This window comes from Gordonia sp. NB41Y (genome assembly GCF_030718915.1).
GTDB lineage: Bacteria > Actinomycetota > Actinomycetes > Mycobacteriales > Mycobacteriaceae > Gordonia > Gordonia desulfuricans.
The window spans coordinates 4,431,493-4,449,757 of sequence record NZ_CP132196.1 but is presented as its reverse complement, the minus strand read 5'-3'; the positions used below and the strand labels follow the sequence as shown (position 1 = coordinate 4,449,757).

Annotated in this window: 21 protein-coding genes and 1 pseudogene; 8 read left to right on the top strand and 14 right to left on the bottom strand. The window is 68.8% G+C overall.

The annotated features are described in order from the left end of the window. Positions 1 to 116: 116 nt before the first annotated feature. The 4 genes and pseudogenes from Q9K23_RS19355 to Q9K23_RS19340 all read left to right on the top strand — a co-directional run. Positions 117 to 1,151 (top strand): annotated as a pseudogene (locus Q9K23_RS19355) (ATP-binding cassette domain-containing protein); the annotation flags it as partial. Beyond that, positions 1,148 to 1,957: an ABC transporter permease gene (locus tag Q9K23_RS19350; RefSeq protein ID WP_020792275.1), complete on the top strand. Its 810-nt coding sequence runs from the start codon at positions 1,148 to 1,150 to the stop codon at positions 1,955 to 1,957. The pseudogene Q9K23_RS19355 and the gene Q9K23_RS19350, both read left to right, overlap by 4 nt. Next, entirely contained in the window at positions 1,954 to 2,805 is an 852-nt protein-coding gene (locus Q9K23_RS19345; RefSeq protein ID WP_020792274.1) for an ABC transporter permease, read from the top strand. The genes Q9K23_RS19350 and Q9K23_RS19345 overlap by 4 nt, the downstream gene beginning before the upstream one ends. A 285-nt stretch (positions 2,806 to 3,090) precedes the next feature. Beyond that, the gene (locus tag Q9K23_RS19340; RefSeq protein ID WP_053777917.1) at positions 3,091 to 4,536 is read left to right on the top strand and encodes a protein kinase; all 1,446 of its coding nucleotides are present in this window, start codon (positions 3,091 to 3,093) and stop codon (positions 4,534 to 4,536) included. On the opposite strand, the gene Q9K23_RS19335 is transcribed toward Q9K23_RS19340, so the two are convergent. From Q9K23_RS19335 to Q9K23_RS19270, 14 genes are all read right to left on the bottom strand, one after another. Next, positions 4,520 to 5,713 carry a hypothetical protein gene (locus Q9K23_RS19335; protein WP_305950242.1) on the bottom strand — a complete coding sequence of 398 codons (1,194 nt, stop codon included), beginning with the start codon at positions 5,711 to 5,713 and terminating at the stop codon, positions 4,520 to 4,522. The two genes, Q9K23_RS19340 and Q9K23_RS19335, sit on opposite strands and share 17 nt — an antisense overlap. A 41-nt stretch (positions 5,714 to 5,754) precedes the next feature. After that, complete coding sequence (locus Q9K23_RS19330) at positions 5,755 to 6,945, bottom strand: ATP-binding protein (RefSeq protein WP_244882451.1); 1,191 nt, start codon at positions 6,943 to 6,945, stop codon at positions 5,755 to 5,757. 86 nt (positions 6,946 to 7,031) lie between these two features. Continuing rightward, positions 7,032 to 7,322: a 30S ribosomal protein S17 gene (gene rpsQ / locus Q9K23_RS19325; RefSeq protein WP_053777920.1), complete on the bottom strand. Its 291-nt coding sequence runs from the start codon at positions 7,320 to 7,322 to the stop codon at positions 7,032 to 7,034. Continuing rightward, the gene (gene rpmC / locus Q9K23_RS19320) at positions 7,319 to 7,552 is read right to left on the bottom strand and encodes a 50S ribosomal protein L29 (RefSeq protein WP_020793369.1); all 234 of its coding nucleotides are present in this window, start codon (positions 7,550 to 7,552) and stop codon (positions 7,319 to 7,321) included. The genes rpsQ and rpmC overlap by 4 nt, the downstream gene beginning before the upstream one ends. Continuing rightward, positions 7,552 to 7,968 carry a 50S ribosomal protein L16 gene (rplP, locus tag Q9K23_RS19315; protein WP_020793368.1) on the bottom strand — a complete coding sequence of 139 codons (417 nt, stop codon included), beginning with the start codon at positions 7,966 to 7,968 and terminating at the stop codon, positions 7,552 to 7,554. Before rplP ends, rpmC begins: the two co-directional genes overlap by 1 nt. A 3-nt stretch (positions 7,969 to 7,971) precedes the next feature. Then, positions 7,972 to 8,781 (bottom strand): 30S ribosomal protein S3, encoded by an 810-nt coding sequence (gene rpsC / locus Q9K23_RS19310; protein ID WP_053777921.1) that lies wholly within the window; start codon positions 8,779 to 8,781, stop codon positions 7,972 to 7,974. Positions 8,782 to 8,783: 2 nt separating this feature from the next. Beyond that, positions 8,784 to 9,194 carry a 50S ribosomal protein L22 gene (gene rplV / locus Q9K23_RS19305; RefSeq protein ID WP_020791561.1) on the bottom strand — a complete coding sequence of 137 codons (411 nt, stop codon included), beginning with the start codon at positions 9,192 to 9,194 and terminating at the stop codon, positions 8,784 to 8,786. A gap of 3 nt (positions 9,195 to 9,197) precedes the next feature. Beyond that, positions 9,198 to 9,479 carry a 30S ribosomal protein S19 gene (rpsS, locus tag Q9K23_RS19300; protein WP_006332376.1) on the bottom strand — a complete coding sequence of 94 codons (282 nt, stop codon included), beginning with the start codon at positions 9,477 to 9,479 and terminating at the stop codon, positions 9,198 to 9,200. Between the two features lie 21 nt (positions 9,480 to 9,500). Then, a complete protein-coding gene (rplB, locus tag Q9K23_RS19295; protein WP_020791558.1) occupies positions 9,501 to 10,337 on the bottom strand; it encodes a 50S ribosomal protein L2 in 837 nt (278 codons plus the stop codon). Between the two features lie 30 nt (positions 10,338 to 10,367). Continuing rightward, entirely contained in the window at positions 10,368 to 10,673 is a 306-nt protein-coding gene (rplW, locus tag Q9K23_RS19290) for a 50S ribosomal protein L23 (protein WP_059035320.1), read from the bottom strand. Between the two features lie 2 nt (positions 10,674 to 10,675). Further along, a complete protein-coding gene (gene rplD, locus Q9K23_RS19285) occupies positions 10,676 to 11,344 on the bottom strand; it encodes a 50S ribosomal protein L4 (RefSeq protein ID WP_020791556.1) in 669 nt (222 codons plus the stop codon). Beyond that, positions 11,344 to 12,018: a 50S ribosomal protein L3 gene (rplC, locus tag Q9K23_RS19280; protein WP_020791555.1), complete on the bottom strand. Its 675-nt coding sequence runs from the start codon at positions 12,016 to 12,018 to the stop codon at positions 11,344 to 11,346. The genes rplD and rplC overlap by 1 nt, the downstream gene beginning before the upstream one ends. A 19-nt stretch (positions 12,019 to 12,037) precedes the next feature. Then, on the bottom strand, positions 12,038 to 12,343 hold the full coding sequence (gene rpsJ, locus Q9K23_RS19275) for a 30S ribosomal protein S10 (RefSeq protein WP_003938093.1): 306 nt from the start codon (positions 12,341 to 12,343) through the stop codon (positions 12,038 to 12,040). A gap of 460 nt (positions 12,344 to 12,803) precedes the next feature. Then, on the bottom strand, positions 12,804 to 13,949 hold the full coding sequence (locus Q9K23_RS19270; RefSeq protein WP_187343561.1) for a hypothetical protein: 1,146 nt from the start codon (positions 13,947 to 13,949) through the stop codon (positions 12,804 to 12,806). A gap of 282 nt (positions 13,950 to 14,231) precedes the next feature. On the opposite strand from Q9K23_RS19270, the gene Q9K23_RS19265 reads away from it, so the two are divergent. The 4 genes from Q9K23_RS19265 to Q9K23_RS19250 are packed head-to-tail and all read left to right on the top strand — an operon-like array spanning position 14,232 to position 18,172. Then, a complete protein-coding gene (locus Q9K23_RS19265; protein ID WP_174518997.1) occupies positions 14,232 to 14,930 on the top strand; it encodes a succinate dehydrogenase cytochrome b subunit in 699 nt (232 codons plus the stop codon). Beyond that, positions 14,930 to 16,867 carry a fumarate reductase/succinate dehydrogenase flavoprotein subunit gene (locus Q9K23_RS19260; RefSeq protein ID WP_053777923.1) on the top strand — a complete coding sequence of 646 codons (1,938 nt, stop codon included), beginning with the start codon at positions 14,930 to 14,932 and terminating at the stop codon, positions 16,865 to 16,867. Before Q9K23_RS19265 ends, Q9K23_RS19260 begins: the two co-directional genes overlap by 1 nt. 9 nt (positions 16,868 to 16,876) lie before the next feature. Further along, on the top strand, positions 16,877 to 17,626 hold the full coding sequence (locus tag Q9K23_RS19255) for a succinate dehydrogenase/fumarate reductase iron-sulfur subunit (RefSeq protein WP_053777924.1): 750 nt from the start codon (positions 16,877 to 16,879) through the stop codon (positions 17,624 to 17,626). A 57-nt stretch (positions 17,627 to 17,683) separates the two neighbouring features. Beyond that, complete coding sequence (locus tag Q9K23_RS19250; RefSeq protein ID WP_020793972.1) at positions 17,684 to 18,172, top strand: hotdog fold domain-containing protein; 489 nt, start codon at positions 17,684 to 17,686, stop codon at positions 18,170 to 18,172. Positions 18,173 to 18,265 lie beyond the last annotated feature (93 nt).

Here is an 18,265-nt window from a genome sequence, read left to right as displayed (position 1 = left end):
ATCAATCATTCCAGTTCGACAGATCATTTGATCAACTAACTAGATCGAATGATCTAGATAATTTGCAACTCGAACTACACTCCACCGCAATTCCCGCGCCGAACAGCACAGATCTCGCGATATCCGTCTCCGGCCTGGAGAAGAAATTCGGCGACAAGACCGCCGTCGCCGGTGTCGACTTCTCCGTTCCCCGCGGATCGATCCTCGCCCTCCTCGGCCCCAACGGCGCCGGGAAGACCACGATCGTGAACATGCTCTGCACCCTGCTTAAGCCCGATGGTGGTACCGCGACGGTGGCGGGCCACGACGTCGCGAACGACCCGTCCGGGGTCCGGCGGTCGATCATGCTGACCGGTCAGTTCGCGGCCCTCGACGAAGCGCTGTCGGGGCGGGCGAACCTCGTGCTGTTCGGCCGGTTGATGGGGTTGTCGAAGTCTGCGGCCAAGGCCCGGGCCACCGAACTCCTCGACGGTTTCGGCCTCACCGAGGCCGCCGATCGCCGCGTCGGCGACTACTCGGGCGGTATGCGCCGGCGAGTGGACATCGCCTGCGGTCTGGTCACCCGTCCGGACGTGGTCTTCCTCGACGAACCGACGACCGGACTCGACCCACGCAGCCGCCAGGAGGTCTGGACGCTGGTCGAGGACCTGCGCGCGGAGGGGGTCACCATCATGCTCACCACGCAGTACCTCGAGGAGGCCGACGCCCTGTCCGACCGGATCGTCGTCATCGATCGTGGACAGGTGATCGCCGACGGGACCGCCGACGAGCTCAAGGCCCTCACCGGCTCCGCCCACTATCTGGTCACCCCGGCCAACCCGGCCGACCTCCACCGGCTCCGGTCGGTCCTCGGCGACATCGTCGACGACGAGCAGTCACCCGACACCGCACTGGTGGTACCGACCACCGAGGGCGCCGACACCCTGGTCACCATCGTCGCGCGGGCCACCGACGGCCGCATCCGGCTCGCCGACGTCTCGCTGCAACGTCCGTCCCTCGACGAGGTCTTCCTGACCCTCACCGACCCGGCACGCGAGCACCCGCCGATCGTGTCCCGGACCACCGACACCCCCGTCGTCACGACCGGGACCGAGCCGGACACCGACGCCATGCCCGCCGCGGCACCGCCCACCACCCGGACCGGCCGATGACGCAGCTGACCCTGCCCCGGGATCAGGCCGGCGGTGACGGCGCGCGGATCGAGGCCGTGCGCCAGTGGTGGACGCTCACGATGCGCGGTCTCGGCTCGATCATGCGCAACGGCGAGGTGATCTTCGCGTTCGTGTCGCCGGCCTTCCTCGCCGTCGCGTTCTACGTGCCGCTGCGCAGCATCATGTCCCAGTACGCCGACATCGACTACGCGAAGTTCCTGATGCCGATCATCGCCCTGCAGTCGGTGGGCTTCGTCGCGTCGTCGGCGGCGATGCGCTCGTGCCTGGACGCCACCACCGGGATCACCACCCGCTTCCGCACCATGCCGGTCTGGTCGGCCGCCCCGATCCTGGCCCGATTCAGCGCCAACCTCGTGCTGCTGGTGATCTCGGTCGTCTGTGCGGCGATCGCGAGCCTGCTCACCGGCTGGCGGCCCGGCGGCGGTCTCGGCGGCACGATCGGGCTCTACGCGCTGGTCCTGACGGTCGGGATCGGCGTCGCGGTGCTCTCCGACGCCATCGGACTGCTCGCCGACAGCCCCGAGACCACCAGCCAGGCGATCGGCCTGCCCCTGCTGATCCTGGGCATGCTCTCGACCGGATTCATGCCCGCGATCCTGTTCCCCGACTGGATCGCCCCGTTCGCACGCAACCAGCCGGTGTCGCAGTTCGCCAAGGCCATGCGGGCCTTCGACGACGGGACGGCGACCTGGAGCTACGTGGCGCCCGCGGTGTGGTGGTGCGTGGCCCTCATCGTCGGCGGCGCCGTCCTCACCTACCTCGGGACCCGGAAGGTGCACCGATGACCACCACGAACCGGATGTCCGACATCACGCTGCCCGAGACCGGCCCGGCCGGGCAGGGGGCGTCGGCCGAGTCGTCGTTCGCCGCATGGTTCGCCCAGACGCGGGCCCTGAGCGCCCGGCAGCTGTGGGTGATCTTCCACGAGAAGAGCACCTTCCTGCAGGTGTTCCTGATGCCGGTGCTCACCATGGTGATGCTCAAGGTGGTCCTCGGTGAGGCCATCGGACGGGCCACCGGCCAGGACGCGGCCTACGGCACCGTCCCCCTGGTGATCGTCGTCAGCGCCATGTTCGGTTCGGTGGTGGCCGGTGTCCGGCTCAACCTGGAACGCACGTCCGGGCTGCTGTCCCGCCTGTACGTCCTGCCGATCAACCGCGCGGCCGATCTGAGCTCCCGGCTGGTCTGCGAGATCGTCCGCATGGTGCTGACCACCACCGTGCTCATCGTCGTCGGCTGGCTCGTGGGCTTCCGGATGAACCCCGACCCGTGGGCGATCCTGGGCATCTACGCGGTCGCCGTCGGCTTCGGTATCGCCTTTGCCTCGATTGTCCTCGCGCTCGCGGTGAACTTCTCCCCCGGCGCCCCCCTGGTGCCGTTGCTCTCGCTGGTGTCGAGCGTGCTGATGTTCTTCAACACCGGATTCGCCCCGGCCTCGGAATACCCGGGGTGGCTCGAACCGATCGTCGCCAACCAGCCGATGAGTCCGGCGATCGAGGTGATGCGCGCGCTCGCGGCGGGCGGGCCGCTCACCGAGAACCTGATCAAGGTCACCCTGTGGACGGTCGGCACCCTGGCGGTGTGCCTCTATCCGGCGCTGCACGGCTACCGCAAGGCCGCCACCGCATCCTGATCCCGGCCGGCGATGGCGACAAATCCGGCGACGTCGGCGACCCCGGGGCACCGAATGTCCCACCAAGGCGGGTCCTTGGTCCCTGGTCCCATCCCTGCTCGCCCAATAACGTTGTTGATGTGAGCGGGGGTGGACGACCGCTCACCGCGACGGTTGGGTAGACCCGCCGGCCACCTCTCCGGGCGTGGAACCGCAACCGATCACGGCCCGTCCGGCGTCGCCGCCGGACGGGCCGATTCGTTTCCGCGCCCGACCCTGTCGGCCCCGGCCACTAGAATTCTCGGCGTGACGTTGGTGGATGGTCAGGAGTTCGCGGGATACCGCATCGTCGGCAAGCTCGGCGCCGGCGGGATGGGTGAGGTCTATCTGGCCGCACACCCGCGACTGCCCCGCCAGGACGCACTCAAGGTGCTGTCGGCGACGATGTCGGCCGACGAGAACTTCCGGCGCCGGTTCATCCGAGAGGCAGACCTCGCCGCAGGCCTCGACCACCCCAACATCGTCGGTGTGTACGACCGCGGCGAACACGACGGCCAGTTGTGGATCACCATGCGCTACGTCGAGGGCCGCGACGCCGCCGACGCACTGCTCGCCCATCCGCGAGGACTCCCGGTGTCCGACGTCGAGGAGATCGTCACCGCGGTGGCCGACGCACTCGACCACGCGCACGCCCAGAAGCTGCTGCACCGCGACGTCAAGCCCGCGAACATCCTGCTGACCGACGCCGCCGGCCCCGGCGGCCGGCGGCGGGTGCTGCTGGCCGACTTCGGTATCGCCCGGCCGATGGTCGACGACACCCGGCTCACCGCAACCAATTTCACCGTCGGCTCCTTCGCCTACTCCTCGCCCGAGCAACTCGCCGGGGAGACCCTCGACGGCCGCACCGACCAGTACTCGCTGGCCTGCACCGCCTACCAGCTGCTCAGCGGCAGCACCCCGTTCGACAGCAGCAATGCCGCGGCCATGATCCGCCGGCACCTGTCGTCACCACCGCCGCCGATCACCACACGACGCCCCGAACTCTCGACGCAGGTCGACCAGGTCCTCTTCCGTGCCCTCGACAAGGACCCGCGCCGGCGATATCCGTCCTGCACCGCGTTCGCGACCGACCTCGCCGCCGCACTGACCGGCCCGGGCTCCTCGGACCGCCCGTCCGCTGCCACCCTCCCCCCTCGGCCCGACCTCACCAAGCAGCCGTCGTCCGACGGCCGGGGTACCGCACACCCCGCCCCCTCGCCGACCCCACAGCCGTTCCGGCAGTCATCCACCCCACAGCCGTTCCGGCCAAGCGTGCACCCCGGATCGGCCGCAGCCCAGCCCACCTCGGCTCGCCCGTACACGCCCCAGACCCAGCACACCCCCGCACCATCGGCCCACTTCCCGTCCCCGTACTCCCCGTCCCCGTACTCCCCCGGCGCCTATCCGCCACCGCCGGCACCGACGCCGTCGAATTCCCCGGCCCGCCGCAATGCGATCCTGGCCCTGGTGCTGTCGCTCGCCGCCATTCCGGGCTCCTGCCTGTTCGGCGTGGGTGGCATCGTGCTGAGTGGCGTGGGCATCTACTTCGCCATCGCCAACCTGCGACTCACCAGCGATGGCCCCGCCGGACCGGGTGCCGAGCCCACCCACCGCGGGATGGCGATCAGCGGACTCGTCATCGGCATCATCACGCTGCTGTGGAGCATCCTGCTGCTGATCGGCTTCATCGGCAGCCTCAGCTCGGGAAGCTGACCGATCCGACGTCCCGGCCGTGGGCGTCGAATTCCCGCCGGCCCTCTCCCGACACCGAGATCACCGCGACGGTCCGCCTGCCCGGCGGCAGGATACGTGCCACCACCCGGCCGTCGGTCCGGCCGTCGAGTTCGGCGACCAGAGCCGCGACGAGCCGATCCCGCACGATCTCGCGATCGGTGGCGTCCACGGCGTCGACTCCCCCGTCGTCGAGCAGCGTGACCGTCACACCTGCCGCACGTGCCGCCCACACCGCATCACGCACCTCCGCCCGGTCGAGGCCGCGGGCCCGAATCCCGTCGCGCAGTGAGGTTTCCACCAGCCGGGCACGGACCACGTCCTCGGCGGTGAACTCGCGCCGCGCCGCAACCGCCTCGAGCAGCGGTCTCGCCTGCCGCGAGAAACCGGAGATCTGTTGCCGTCGAACATCTTCGGCGGCACGCACCGCGGCTTCGGTCGCGATCTGGCGGGACCCGCTGGCCCGCAGCGCGATGATGTTGGCCGCCATCGGGCGCAGCATCAGCGCGAACAACGACCCCATGATCATGATGGCGTAGCCCGGGACCGTCAGCAGCACACCGTAGACCGCACCCATCCCGACCATCGTCGCCCACACCCCGGCGACCACCGTGATCGCCGCGCTCACCGCCCACGCCGCCACCACCCGGCCGCGTACCGCGAGATAGGCGAGCACGATCACCGATGCCCCGATCGGCGGACCGCTCTGCATCACATCGGCCCCTGCGTCGGTGATCCGGGCCAGCCCGGCGCCCACACCGAGGAGTGTCGCGGCCGCGATCAACGCCGCGGGACCCACGGGCATCGGATCGGCCCGCACCGCGATCACACCGTGGCAGGCGGCCCCCAGCAGCAGCGCGGCCACCGCGAGCAGGACCCACCCCCACACCGGTGAGTCGTCCGAGGTGGAATGGATCGTCACCGCGAGGGCGACCACACCGAAGAATCCCATCGCCACGCGTACCGCCGGTGACCGGATACCGAAGATGTCGGCGACAGCGGCCGTCTCGGTCACGCCGCCCCGTCCCCCGGCAGCGGTCGCCGTCACATCCGGTGTCCCCGTGCCCGGTGTCCCGGTATCCGACGTTCCCGTGTGCATCGGCCCGCCGTCCGTCCCGGTGGTGTCGGTTCCGCTGGCATCCGATCCGTGTGTGTTCATCTCTCCTGCGCTCACGTCTCCTGCGCTCACGTCTCCTGCGCTCACGGCCGCACCCACTGCAATCCGACCGTGGTACCACGCCCGACGCTGCTGCGCAGGACCGACGACCCGCCCGGAACGGCATCCATCCGTCCGCGGATGCCGGCCGCGATGCCGAGCCGTCCGTCGGCGATGCGCTCGGGGTCGAAGCCGGCGCCGTCGTCCACCACGGCCATGCTGATCGAGTCGTCGGCGGCCCGGCACAGCACCGCCGACGACGCACCGGCACCGGCATGCCGGCCCACATTGCGCAGCGCCTCGCCCATCGCCTCGATCAGGGCGCCGACGCTCTCGGCCGGATAGCGCGTGTCGTCGGCGGTGACGGACTCGATGTCGATGTCGATGTCTTCGCCGAAGTCACGTGCCGCCGCACGGATCCGGCGCAATGCGACAGGTGCCGTGATCATCGGCGGACCGGTCGCGATCACCCCGGCCGCGAGCCTGTCCATCGCGTCGAGGGCCGACTCCGCCTGCACGGCGAGTGCGGGATCGGGCCGGCCTACCCCGATCGCGAGCAGACTCGCGATCGCACGGTCGTGGATCACGGCGTCGAACCGCGCCTGTTCGGCCTGCCGCGCCGTGGCGGCGGCGGCCTCGGCCGCCACCCGGTGGGCGTCGGCGCGGGTCCGGTCGAGCAGTTCGGCCGTCCGGACCGCAACCCGGGCGATCGCCAGGAACACCCCGGTGAACCCGACCGCCCAGCAGACCTCGTAGACCAGATCGGTGTCGAGATGGCCGAATCGGCCCATCTGCTGGGCGCAGTTCACCACGAAGCTCGCGACCACCAGGTGCACCACCCCGAATCGCGGATAGACGAGCATCGCCACCATGCTCGCCATCCCGGGGAAGGTGCTCAGCCATATCGCCGACTGGTCGGGGTCGGCCAGCGGTGTCCCGGTCCAGGCCACGAACCACAGTCCGACGGCGGCGAGGTACCCGAGCGAACACGCCACCACCAGCGGACCCAGCCAGTCGGTCCCGGGCCGGAAACTGGCCACCACCAGCAATGCCCCCGGGCCGACCGCCAGGAGAACGCTGACCGGTGTCCACCAGGGCGCGGTCTGCACCGACGCCGACACCATCACCGGCCACGACACCATCAGATAGGCGAGCAGGCCGGCACCGAGGAAGCGCGCCCCGATCCGCCGGACGCGTTCCAGATCGCGACCCACGGGCTGCTCGGCGGCATTCACCCCGACATTGAAACACCATCCGACGCCGAAAGGCCCGCTCCCCGGTGTGGGGAACGGGCCTTTCGGTCACGAGAGTCGGAGCAGGCCTACTTGGCCTTCTCCAGCACCTCCACGAGGCGCCAGTGTTTGGTCGCCGACAGCGGGCGGGTCTCCATGATCCGCACGCGGTCACCGACGCCGGCATCGCCGTTCTCGTCGTGTGCCTTGACCTTGGACGTGGTCCGGATGATCTTGCCGTAGAGCGCGTGACGCTTACGATCCTCCAGCTCGACCACGATGGTCTTCTGCATCTTGTCGCTGACGACGTAGCCGATCCGCTCCTTGCGGCTGGCACGCGTCTCGGCAGCGGTTTCGCTCACCTTCGCATCCTCACTCATGCGTCATCACCTTCCGGTCCCGACGCCAGACCCAGCTCGCGCTCGCGCATCACGGTGTAGATACGAGCGATCTCGCGACGCACGGTCCGCAGGCGGCGGTTGTTGTCGAGCTGGCCGGTGGCCATCTGGAAGCGAAGGTTGAACAGCTCTTCCTTCGATTCCTTCAAACGGTCGACCAGATCGGTGTCATTGAGTTCACGCAGCTCGGCTGCAGCAACGCCCAGTCCCATCAGAACTGCTCCTCTCTGGTCACGATCCGGGTCTTGATCGGGAGCTTGTGCTGCGCGCGACGCAGGGCCTCGCGAGCGATCTCCTCGTTGGGGTAGGTCATCTCGAACAGCACGCGACCCGGCTTGACCGGGGCGACCCACCACTCGGGCGAACCCTTACCGGAACCCATGCGGGTCTCGGCCGGCTTCTTGGTGAGCGGGCGGTCCGGGAAGATGTTGATCCAGACCTTGCCGCCACGCTTGATGTGCCGGTTGATGGCGATACGAGCGGACTCGATCTGCCGGTTGGTGATGTAGGCGCTCTCCAGAGCCTGGATGCCGTAATCACCGAAGGTGACCTTGGTGCCGCCCTTGGCCTGACCCTTCAGGCTCGGGTGGTGCTGCTTGCGGTGCTTGACCCGCCGTGGGATCAACATTGGCTAGCCCTCCTGCTTCTCTGCACCCGCACCAGCGGTGGCCTCGGCGGGAGCGGCCTCGGCCGCACGTGCGGCGTCGGTGCTCGTGGCAGTGGTGCCCGAGGCACCGCTGCGGCGAGGACGGCTGGGCCGGCGCGGACGACGGTCATCGCCGGACGGCGCGGCTGCGGACAGCTCGCGACGGCCACCGACGATGTCGCCCTTGTAGATCCACACCTTCACGCCGATCCGGCCGAAGGTGGTCTTGGCCTCGTGCAGGCCGTAGTCGATGTCGGCGCGCAGCGTGTGCAGCGGCACACGACCCTCGCGGTAGAACTCGCTACGGCTCATCTCTGCGCCGCCCAGACGACCCGAGCACTGCACCCGGATGCCCTTGACGTTCGGCTGACGCATCGCCGACTGGATGGCCTTGCGCATCGCGCGGCGGAACGCCACACGGTTGCTCAGCTGCTCGGCGACACCCTGGGCCACCAGCTGGGCCTCGGACTCAGGGTTCTTGACCTCGAGGATGTTCAGCTGGACCTGCTTGCCGGTCAGCTTCTCCAGCTCGCCGCGGATGCGATCGGCCTCGGCGCCGCGGCGACCGATGACGATGCCCGGGCGGGCGGTGTGGATGTCGACGCGAACCCGGTCACGGGTGCGCTCGATCTCCACCTTGGCGATGCCGGCGCGCTCGAGCCCCTGCGAGAGGAGCTTGCGGATGGCGACATCCTCTTTCACGTAGTCCGCGTACTGCTTGTCGGCGTACCAACGGCTGTTCCAGTCGGTGGTGATGCCCAGACGGAAGCCGTGCGGGTTGATTTTCTGGCCCACTGTCAGGCTCCCTTCTGCTTCGGCTGACGCGACCGGCCGCGACCGGCGGTCGCCTTCTCCGGCAAGCTCTCCACGACCACGGTGATGTGGCTGGTGCGCTTACGGATACGGAAGGCCCGCCCCTGCGCACGCGGCTGGAACCGCTTCATGGTGGGGCCCTCGTCGGCGAAGGCGGTGGCGACGACCAGGGTCCGGCGATCCAGATCCAGGTTGTTCTCCGCGTTCGCGACGGCGCTGGCCAGCACCTTGTACACGGGCTCCGACGCCGACTGCGGGGCGAACCGCAGGATGTCGAGGGCCTCGTCGACGTTCTTGCCGCGGATCAGGTCGATCACACGACGTGCCTTCATCGGGGTGACGCGCACGAAACGTGCGGTCGCCTTCGCGGTGGGGTTCTCGGTCTGAGTAGTCATGGTTTACCGGCGCTTCGCTTTCCGGTCATCCTTGATGTGACCCTTGAACGTGCGGGTGGGGGCGAACTCGCCCAGCTTGTGCCCGACCATGTTGTCCGAGACGAACACCGGCACGTGCTTGCGGCCGTCGTGGACGGCGAAGGTGTGACCGATGAAGTCGGGGATGATGGTCGAACGACGCGACCAGGTCTTGATGACCTGCTTCGTGCCCTTCTCATTCTGAACATCGACCTTCTTCAGGAGATGGTCGTCGACGAATGGGCCCTTCTTGAGGCTGCGTGGCATTCTTCTACCTCCTCCTGATTCTTATCGCTTGTTCTTGCCGGTGCGGCGGCGGCGGACGATGAGCTTGTCGCTCGCCTTGTTCTTGCGGGTGCGGCCCTCGGGCTTGCCCCACGGGCTGACCGGGTGGCGACCACCGGAGGTCTTGCCCTCGCCACCACCGTGCGGGTGGTCGACCGGGTTCATCACGACACCACGGACGGTCGGGCGCTTGCCCTTCCAGCGCATACGGCCGGCCTTGCCCCAGTTGATGTTCGACTGCTCGGCGTTGCCGACCTCGCCGACGGTGGCGCGGCAGCGCACGTCGACGCGACGGATCTCGCCGGACGGCATACGCAGGGTCGCGTAGGCGCCCTCCTTGCCGAGCAGCTGGATCGATGCGCCGGCCGAGCGGGCCATCTTGGCGCCACCACCCGGACGCAGCTCCACGGCGTGGACCTGGGTACCGGTCGGGATGTTGCGCAGCGGCAGGTTGTTGCCGGGCTTGATGTCGGCGGTCGCGCCGGTCTCGACGATGTCGCCCTGCTTCAGACCCTTCGGCGCGATGATGTAGCGCTTCTCGCCGTCGATGAAGTGCAGCAGTGCGATGCGTGCGGTGCGGTTCGGGTCGTACTCGATGTGTGCGACCTTGGCGTTCACGCCGTCCTTGTCGTTACGACGGAAGTCGATCAGACGGTAGGCGCGCTTGTGACCGCCACCCTTGTGACGGGTGGTGATGCGACCGTGCGCGTTACGGCCACCACGGCCGTGCAGCGGGCGGACCAGCGACTTCTCCGGATGATCACGGGTGATCTCGGCGAAGTCCGAACCACTGGCCCCGCGACGACCCGGGGTCGTCGGCTTGTATTTACGAATAGCCATGTGAAAGTCCCTCTATTCCAAGAGCCCCGGTCAGTTGACCGAGCCTCCGAAGATCTCGATGGGCTTGCTGTCGGCGGTCAGCGTCACGAACGCGCGCTTGGTGGAGCGGCGCTGGCCGTAGCCGAAGCGGGTCCGCTTGCGCTTGCCCTGCCGGTTCGCGGTGTTGACGCTGTCGACGGTCACGTCGAAGATCGCCTCGATGGCGATCTTGATCTGCGTCTTGTTGGAGTCCGGGTGCACCAGGAAGGTGTACACGTTCTCTTCCATGAGCCCGTAGGACTTCTCCGAGATCACCGGCGCCAGGATGATGTCGCGCGGGTCGGCCTGCGTAGCCATGCTCACGCCTCCTTCGCGTCAGTCTTGGAATTGGCAGCGATGAACGCGTTGAGCGTCTCCACGCTGAACACCACCTCATCGGCGTCGAGGACGTCGTAGGTGTTGAGCTGATCGGGAGCGATCGGCAGCACGTTGCCCAGGTTCGCCACGCTCTTCCAGGCGGTCAGGTCCTCACGACCCAGCACGACCAGGAACTTGCGGCGCTCCGACAGGGCCTCCAGGAACTGACGCGCCGACTTGGTCGACGGCACCTGTCCGGAGACGAGCTCGGTGATGACGTGGATGCGCTCGTTACGAGCACGATCACTCAGCGCGCCGCGCAGGGCGGCCGCCTTCATCTTCTTGGGGGTGCGCTGGGAGTAGTCACGCGGCTGCGGACCGTGCACGACGCCACCACCGGTGAACTGCGGTGCGCGGGTCGAACCCTGGCGGGCGCGACCGGTGCCCTTCTGGCGGTACGGCTTGGCACCACCACCGCGGACGTCGCCGCGGGTCTTGGTGGCGTGCGTGCCCTGGCGAGCGGCGGCCAGCTGGGCCACCACGACCTGGTGCATCAGCGCGATGTTGGCCGGTGCGTCGAAGATCTCGCCGGGCAGGTCAACGGTTCCGTTGGTCTTGCCGTCGGCGGTCTTGACGTCCAGCGTCAGCTTGGTTGCGGTCTCGGTGCTCATTACTTCGCACCACCCTTCACTGCGTCGCGAACCACCACGACGCCGCCCTTGCGACCCGGGATCGCTCCCTTGATCAGCAGCAGGCCGGCCTCGGCGTCCACCTTGTGGACGGTGAGGTTCTGCGTGGTCACCTTGTCGTTACCCATACGTCCGGCCATGCGCATGCCCTTGAACACGCGACCCGGGGTGGCACAGCCACCGATCGAGCCCGGTGCGCGGTGCACGCGGTGTGCACCGTGGCTGGCGCCCAGACCGGCGAAGCCGTGGCGCTTCATGACGCCGGCGAAGCCCTTGCCCTTGGAGGTGCCGGTGACGTCCACCAGCGCACCGTCGGCGAAGATCTCGGCGGTCAGTTCCTGACCGATCTCGTACTCGCTGACGTCGGCCAGACGGATCTCGGCCAGGTGCCGGCGCGGGGTGACCCCGGCCTTGCTGAACTGACCGGTGACCGGCTTGGAGACCTTGCGCGGATCGATGGCGCCGTAGGCGAGCTGGACGGCGGTGTAGCCGTCGCGCTCCGCGGTGCGCAGCTGGGTGATGACGTTCGGGCCTGCCTGGATGACGGTGACCGGAACGACACGGTTGTTCTCGTCGAAGACCTGGGTCATGCCGAGCTTGGTGCCCAGGATGCCCCGTGTGGCACTTTGATTGCTGGTCGAACTCTGATTGCTCATGTTTCTCTTCGCCCCCCGCCTACTGGATGTTGACGTCGACGCTGGCCGGGAGGTCGATGCGCATCAGCGCGTCGACCGTCTTCGGCGTCGGGTCGAGGATGTCGATGAGTCGCTTGTGGGTGCGCATCTCGAAGTGTTCGCGGCTGTCCTTGTACTTGTGCGGCGAACGGATGACGCAGTAGACGTTCTTCTCTGTGGGCAACGGCACCGGGCCGACCACACGTGCCCCGGTACGGGTCACGGTTTCCACGATCTTGCGCGCCGAAGCGTCGATCGCCTCGTGGTCATAGGCCTTGAGCCTGATGCGGATCTTCTGTCCCGCCACGCTGTGTCCTCTTCCGTCAGTTGTTCTCGACAGACAAACACCGCGTACCTGGGCCGACTTCGCCGCCGGCGGGCACATGATCACCACGCGTGAGATTCGCGGGATCGACGCTGTTCATCTGTCGTTGTACGTTGGCTCGCCACTGGGACGAACCGTTTTGCTCCGGCACCCGCGGTCGGGCGTGTCGTGACGGTGAACCCGGTGCGGCGAACCGCTCGAGGGTCACCCGGTACACGCCCATCCCCGTCAACCGGGCCTGGGAGTCATTCACCTGACCGATGCCGCAGAAATCCGCGCCGCCGATCAGGCAACCCGACAAGTATGCACTATGCCGGGAGCTCAGGCCAAATCCGGCCCGGGAAGCGACGAATCCGGGAGCCGCCGGTGTCACCGTTGCTCCCGGATTCGCGTTACCGGAGTATCCCGGGGGTACCGCGGTACCCCCGGATGATCGAGGCCGTCAGGCCTGCGGCGGCTGACCGTATCCCGGCTGTCCGGGCTGCTGTCCGTACCCGGGCTGCCCGTATCCCGGCTGACCGGGCTGCTGTCCGTATCCCGGCTGCCACTGCCCCGGGGACGCCTGACCGTAGGGCTGCTGATCGCCTGCGGGCGAGGTTCCGTACCCCGGTTGTTGCGGGTACCCACCCCCCGGCTGACTCCCGTATCTCGGACCGCCCGCATATCCGGGCCGACTCCCGAACCCGGGCTGACTCCCGTATCCGGCCCCGGGTGCGCCGAAGGGCGTCACACCGGCTGCCGTCGCACCCGGTGGCGTGCCACCGGGAAGCAGTTGCAGCACCACTGTCGCGGCGGCCACGGCGAACGCGGCCAGGGAGGCGAGGAAGACGATCCAGAGACCGTAGCCGGCGCCCACCTGGTCGGACCCCGCACCCGGATCGCCATCGGACACCGCGGCGGCCGGATCGGCGAGGAAGACGATCGTCGCGATCAGCGTGGCGAACCCGATCACGGTCGCCGCGATGGCCGCCCACGACGCGAATCGCCGAAGGATCAGCGGCACCGCCGCGAGGACCAGGAGGATGCCGAACGCGATCGTCCAGCCACCCGGTGCCGAGGTTCCGTCATCGCCGGCCGCGGCCGCGTCGAGCGCGTCCTGGTCGAGGCCGGGGATGCCCTGCGGCAGTCCGCTCACCTCGGCGTCCACCGAACCGAGACCGCTGACCGTCACCGAACTGGTGATGGTGCCGAGCCCTCCCGGGATGGTCTGGCTCTGCGACACCGATGCCCAGGTCACACAGCTGAAGATCACGAGGATCACACCGAGCAGGGCCAGCACGCCGCCGGCGATCATCGTCTGCTGCGGCCGGCTCGGCCGGTCCGCACCCAGGCGGGACATCACCGAACCGCCCGACGGCGTCACCGGAGCACCCGGCCCCGGGGTTCCGTACCCGCCTGCGCCGTACCCCTGTGAGCCATATCCCTGTGCGCCGTATCCCGCTGCCGGTTCACCGAAGCCCTGCGACCCGTGGCCCGGTGGCTGCCCACCGGGGACACCGCCTCCGTATCCGCCGCCGGCCGGTCCACCCGCACCGTATCCACCGGATCCGGGGCCTGGACCGCCCCACCCCTGGTTGTCGTATGTCACGCCGCCGAGTCCTTCCCTCACGTGATTGCTCGCGATCACCGTATTTCTCGACGACCGGGCCGCGTCGGTTGCCCGGCAATCCGGCGTGTCAGGCAATACCGTGGGTCTCGGGCACCGACCCCCGGCTCGCCGGCCCCCGAGCCGACCAGAAGGCCTGGAATGAGTTCGCGATCCCCGTCGCCGTCCGCATCCTCCCCCACCGAGGTCCCGAGCCGATCGGCACCGATCGACGGCCCGCCGATCGACGGGACACCCATCGGCGTCCCGGCTGCCGTCGCCCCCATGCCCACCACCCGGCCACCGCTCCCGTCGACGGTGACGCTCAAGGTGACGATGGCGCTGACCGGCACCGTCTTCGCACTGTTCGTCCTGGTCCACATGATCGGCAACCTGAAGGTCTACACCGGTGCCGAACACTTCGACGCCTATGCCCACTGGCTGCGGACCCTGCTCGAGCCGCTGCTGCCGTACGAGGGTGCGCTGTGGATCTTCCGCGTCGTCCTGCTCGCCTGCCTGATCGCCCACGTCGGGGCGTCGGTGATGCTGATCGGGCGGGCGCATCGGGCGCGGGGCCGGTTCCGCCGCAGGGGTATGGGGCTGCGGCGGCTGCCCGCCACGCTGATGCCCTACACCGGGCTCGTGCTGCTGGTGTTCATCGTGGTGCACATCCTCGACCTGACCACCGGGACCCGCCCGGTGGCGTCGTCGTCGTTCGAGTCCGCCACCGCCGACGCCTCATCCGCCCACCACAATCTGGTGGAGAGTCTTCAGCGCTGGCCGATGGCCTTGTTCTACATCGTGGTGATGGGATTGCTGGGACTCCATCTGGTGCACGGCCTCTGGAGTGTGGTCAACGATCTCGGCGCCACCGGCCGGCGGGTGCGGCAGGCCGGTGCGGTGATCGCGCTGGTGGTGGCCGCGGCGGTGATGATCGGGAACATCAGCATCCCGATCGCGGTGCTGGCCGGGGCGGTGGGTTGATGAGCATCGGACCGACCATCGAGCAGCTTCTGGATTCCGGTGTCCCCGAAGGTGATCCGGCCACCGCATGGCAGCGGCGCCGGGACGCCTACCGGCTGGTGGGTCCGCTCAACCGCGGCAAGTTCACCGTGATCGTGGTCGGTACCGGTCTCGCCGGGGCCGGGTGTGCCGCCGCGCTCGGCGAACTCGGTTACGACGTACACGCATTCACCTTCCACGACGCGCCGCGGCGGGCACACAGCGTCGCCGCACAGGGTGGGATCAACGCGGCACGGGCCCGCAAGGTGGACAACGACTCGATCCGCCGGTTCGTCGTCGACACCGTCAAGGGCGGTGACTTCCGGGCACGTGAGGCCGACGCGTTCCGGCTCGCCGAGGAGTCGATCCGGGTGATCGACCACCTCGATGCGATCGGGGCGCCGTTCGCGCGGGAGTACGGGGGTTCGCTGGCCACACGGTCCTTCGGCGGGGTGCAGGTCTCGCGTACCTATTACACGCGCGGGCAGACCGGCCAGCAGTTGCAGGTCGCGGCGTCGCAGGCACTGCTGCGCCAGGTCGCGGCCGGCAGCGTCACCCTGCACACCCGCAGCGAGATGCTCGACCTGATCGTCGCCGACGGTCGCGCGCAGGGCATCGTCGTCCGCGACCTGGTCACCGGGCGGATCGGGGCCCGCACCGCGCATGCGGTGGTGCTGGCCACCGGCGGCTACGGGACGGTGTTCTTCCAGTCCACCCTGGCCCGCAACAGCAATGCGACCGCCGCCTGGCGTGCGCATCGCCGCGGGGCGTTGATGGCGTCGCCGTCGTTCATCCAGTTCCATCCCACCGCACTGCCGGTGAGTGCGCCGTGGCAGACCAAGACGACCCTGATGAGCGAGTCCCTGCGCAACGACGGCCGGATCTGGGTGCCGCGGACCGCCGGCGACGAGCGTGCGGCGAACGATATCCCCGACGCCGACCGCGACTACTACCTGGAACGGAAGTACCCCGCCTACGGCAACCTGACCCCGCGCGATGTGGCCTCACGTGCCGCCCGCGAACAGATCGAGGCCGGCCACGGGGTCGGTCCGCTCCGCAACTCGGTGTATCTCGACTTCGCCGACGCCCTGGCCCGGCTGGGCCGGGCCACCATCGCCGAACGCTACGGCAACCTGTTCTCGATGTATCACGACGCAACCGGCGAGAATCCCTACGAGGTGCCGATGCGCATCGCCCCGGCCGCACATTTCACGATGGGCGGACTGTGGTCGGACTACGACCAGATGACCTCCATCCCAGGTCTTTTCGTCGGCGGTGAGGCGGGCTGGGGATACCACGGCGCCAATCGGCTCGGGGCCAACTCGTTGTTGTCGGCATGTGTGGACGGCTGGTTCACCCTCCCGTACTCGATCCCGAACTACCTCGCACCGCTTCTGGGTGAGGGTCGGCTGCCCCTCGACCACGACGCGGTGCGGGCCGCGGTGGGCGCGGTGACCGGTCGCATCACCGACCTGCTCGACGTGGGCGGACGCACCGGCCCGGACCGTTTCCATCGCCGCCTCGGCGAGATCCTCTATGCCGGGTGCGGGGTCGCACGCAGTCCCGCGGGCCTGACCTCGGCGATCGGCGAGATCCGTTCGCTGCGTGAACAATTCTGGTCGGATGTGCGCGTCGTCGGCTCGGCGTCGGAGTTCAACCAGGAACTCGAACGGGCCGGACGGGTCGCCGACTTCCTCGAACTCGCCGAGTTGATGTGTGTCGACGCCCTCGATCGTGACGAGTCCTGCGGGGCCCACTTCCGGGTGGACCACCAGACCGCACAGGGCGAGGCGCGCCGCGACGACGACCACTGGTGCGCCGTCTCGGCGTGGGAGACCACCACCGACGGCCGCCACATCCGGCACCGGGAGCCCCTCGCCTTCGACGCGGTTCCCCTGCAGACCAGAAACTATCAGTGAGGCGATCAGATGCGGATCACCATCGAGGCCTGGCGACAGTCGGGTCCGTCGTCCCCCGGCCACTTCGAGAGCTACACCCTCGACGACGCGACCCCGGAGATGTCGCTGCTCGACGTCCTCGACCGCCTCAACGACCGGCTCGTCGCCGAGGGTGCCGAACCCGTGGCCTTCGACTCGGATTGCCGTGAGGGCGTGTGTGGTTCGTGCGGGGTGATGGTCAACGACCGGCCACACGGCCCCACCCCCAACACCCCGTCGTGCCGCCAGCATCTGCGACAGTTCGGCGACATCACACATCTCAAACTGGAACCCCTGCGCGCCAACGCCTTTCCGGTCGTCCGGGACCTGGTGGTGGATCGCTCGGCCCTCGACCGGGTGATCGAGGCCGGCGGACACGTCGGCCTGGACGCGGGTCAGGCCCCCGATGCCGATGCGGTGCCCGTCGGCCACGACGTCGCCGAGACCGCCCTGGACTTCGCGGCGTGTATCGGTTGCGGTGCCTGCGTCGCGGCGTGCCCCAACGGGGCCGCGCATCTGTTCGCCGGCGCCAAGCTGCTCCACCTGGCGGCCCTCACCGCGGGCCGCGCCGAGCGGGGCAGGCGGGCCCGGGCGATCACCGGCCAACTCGACCGCGACTTCGGGCCGTGCTCCACCTACGGCGAGTGCGCGACGGTGTGCCCGGCCGGGATCGGCCTCGATGCGGTGGCCGGCGTCAACCGTGAGGCGATCCGGTTCGCATTCCGCCGCAAGGCCGACTGATCTGCGCACGCGGACGGTCCATCACCACCTTACCGCCGAGTAGTATCGTCGGCTCCCATGAGCTCCGACCGCAGCGAACGCACCGCCACCTACGCCCTGCGCCGCCGCCTGCCCGACAACCTCGTCGGCCACCTGCTGTTCTCGGTGGGCATGGTGGCGCGGGTCCCCTACTTCGCGACGATCCTGCCGCTGGTCGACGAGATGCGTCCCGGCTTCTGCCGGGTGGTGGCACCCAAGTGGTTCGGCGTCCACAACCACATCGGCACCTTCCATGCGATCGCCGCCTGCAACCTCGCCGAGACCGCGATGGGGATGCTGATGGAGGCCAGCCTCCCGACCACGCACCGGTGGCTGCCGAAGGCCATGTCGGCGCAGTACCTCGCCAAGGCCACCACCCGGATGACCGCCGAGGCGACCTTCGCCGAACCGCTCGACGTCTCGACGATCACCGACGGAACCGACGTCGTGGTGTCGATCCGCATCGTCGACACCCACGGCACCGAGGTGGTGCACTGCGACATCACCACCTGGGTGACCCCGCGCTGATCCCACCGCGCTGATCCCACACCGTCCGAGTGACACCCTCGCTCCACATGATCTCCATCACCCGGGCGTACGGTCCGATCCATGCGCCGTCGG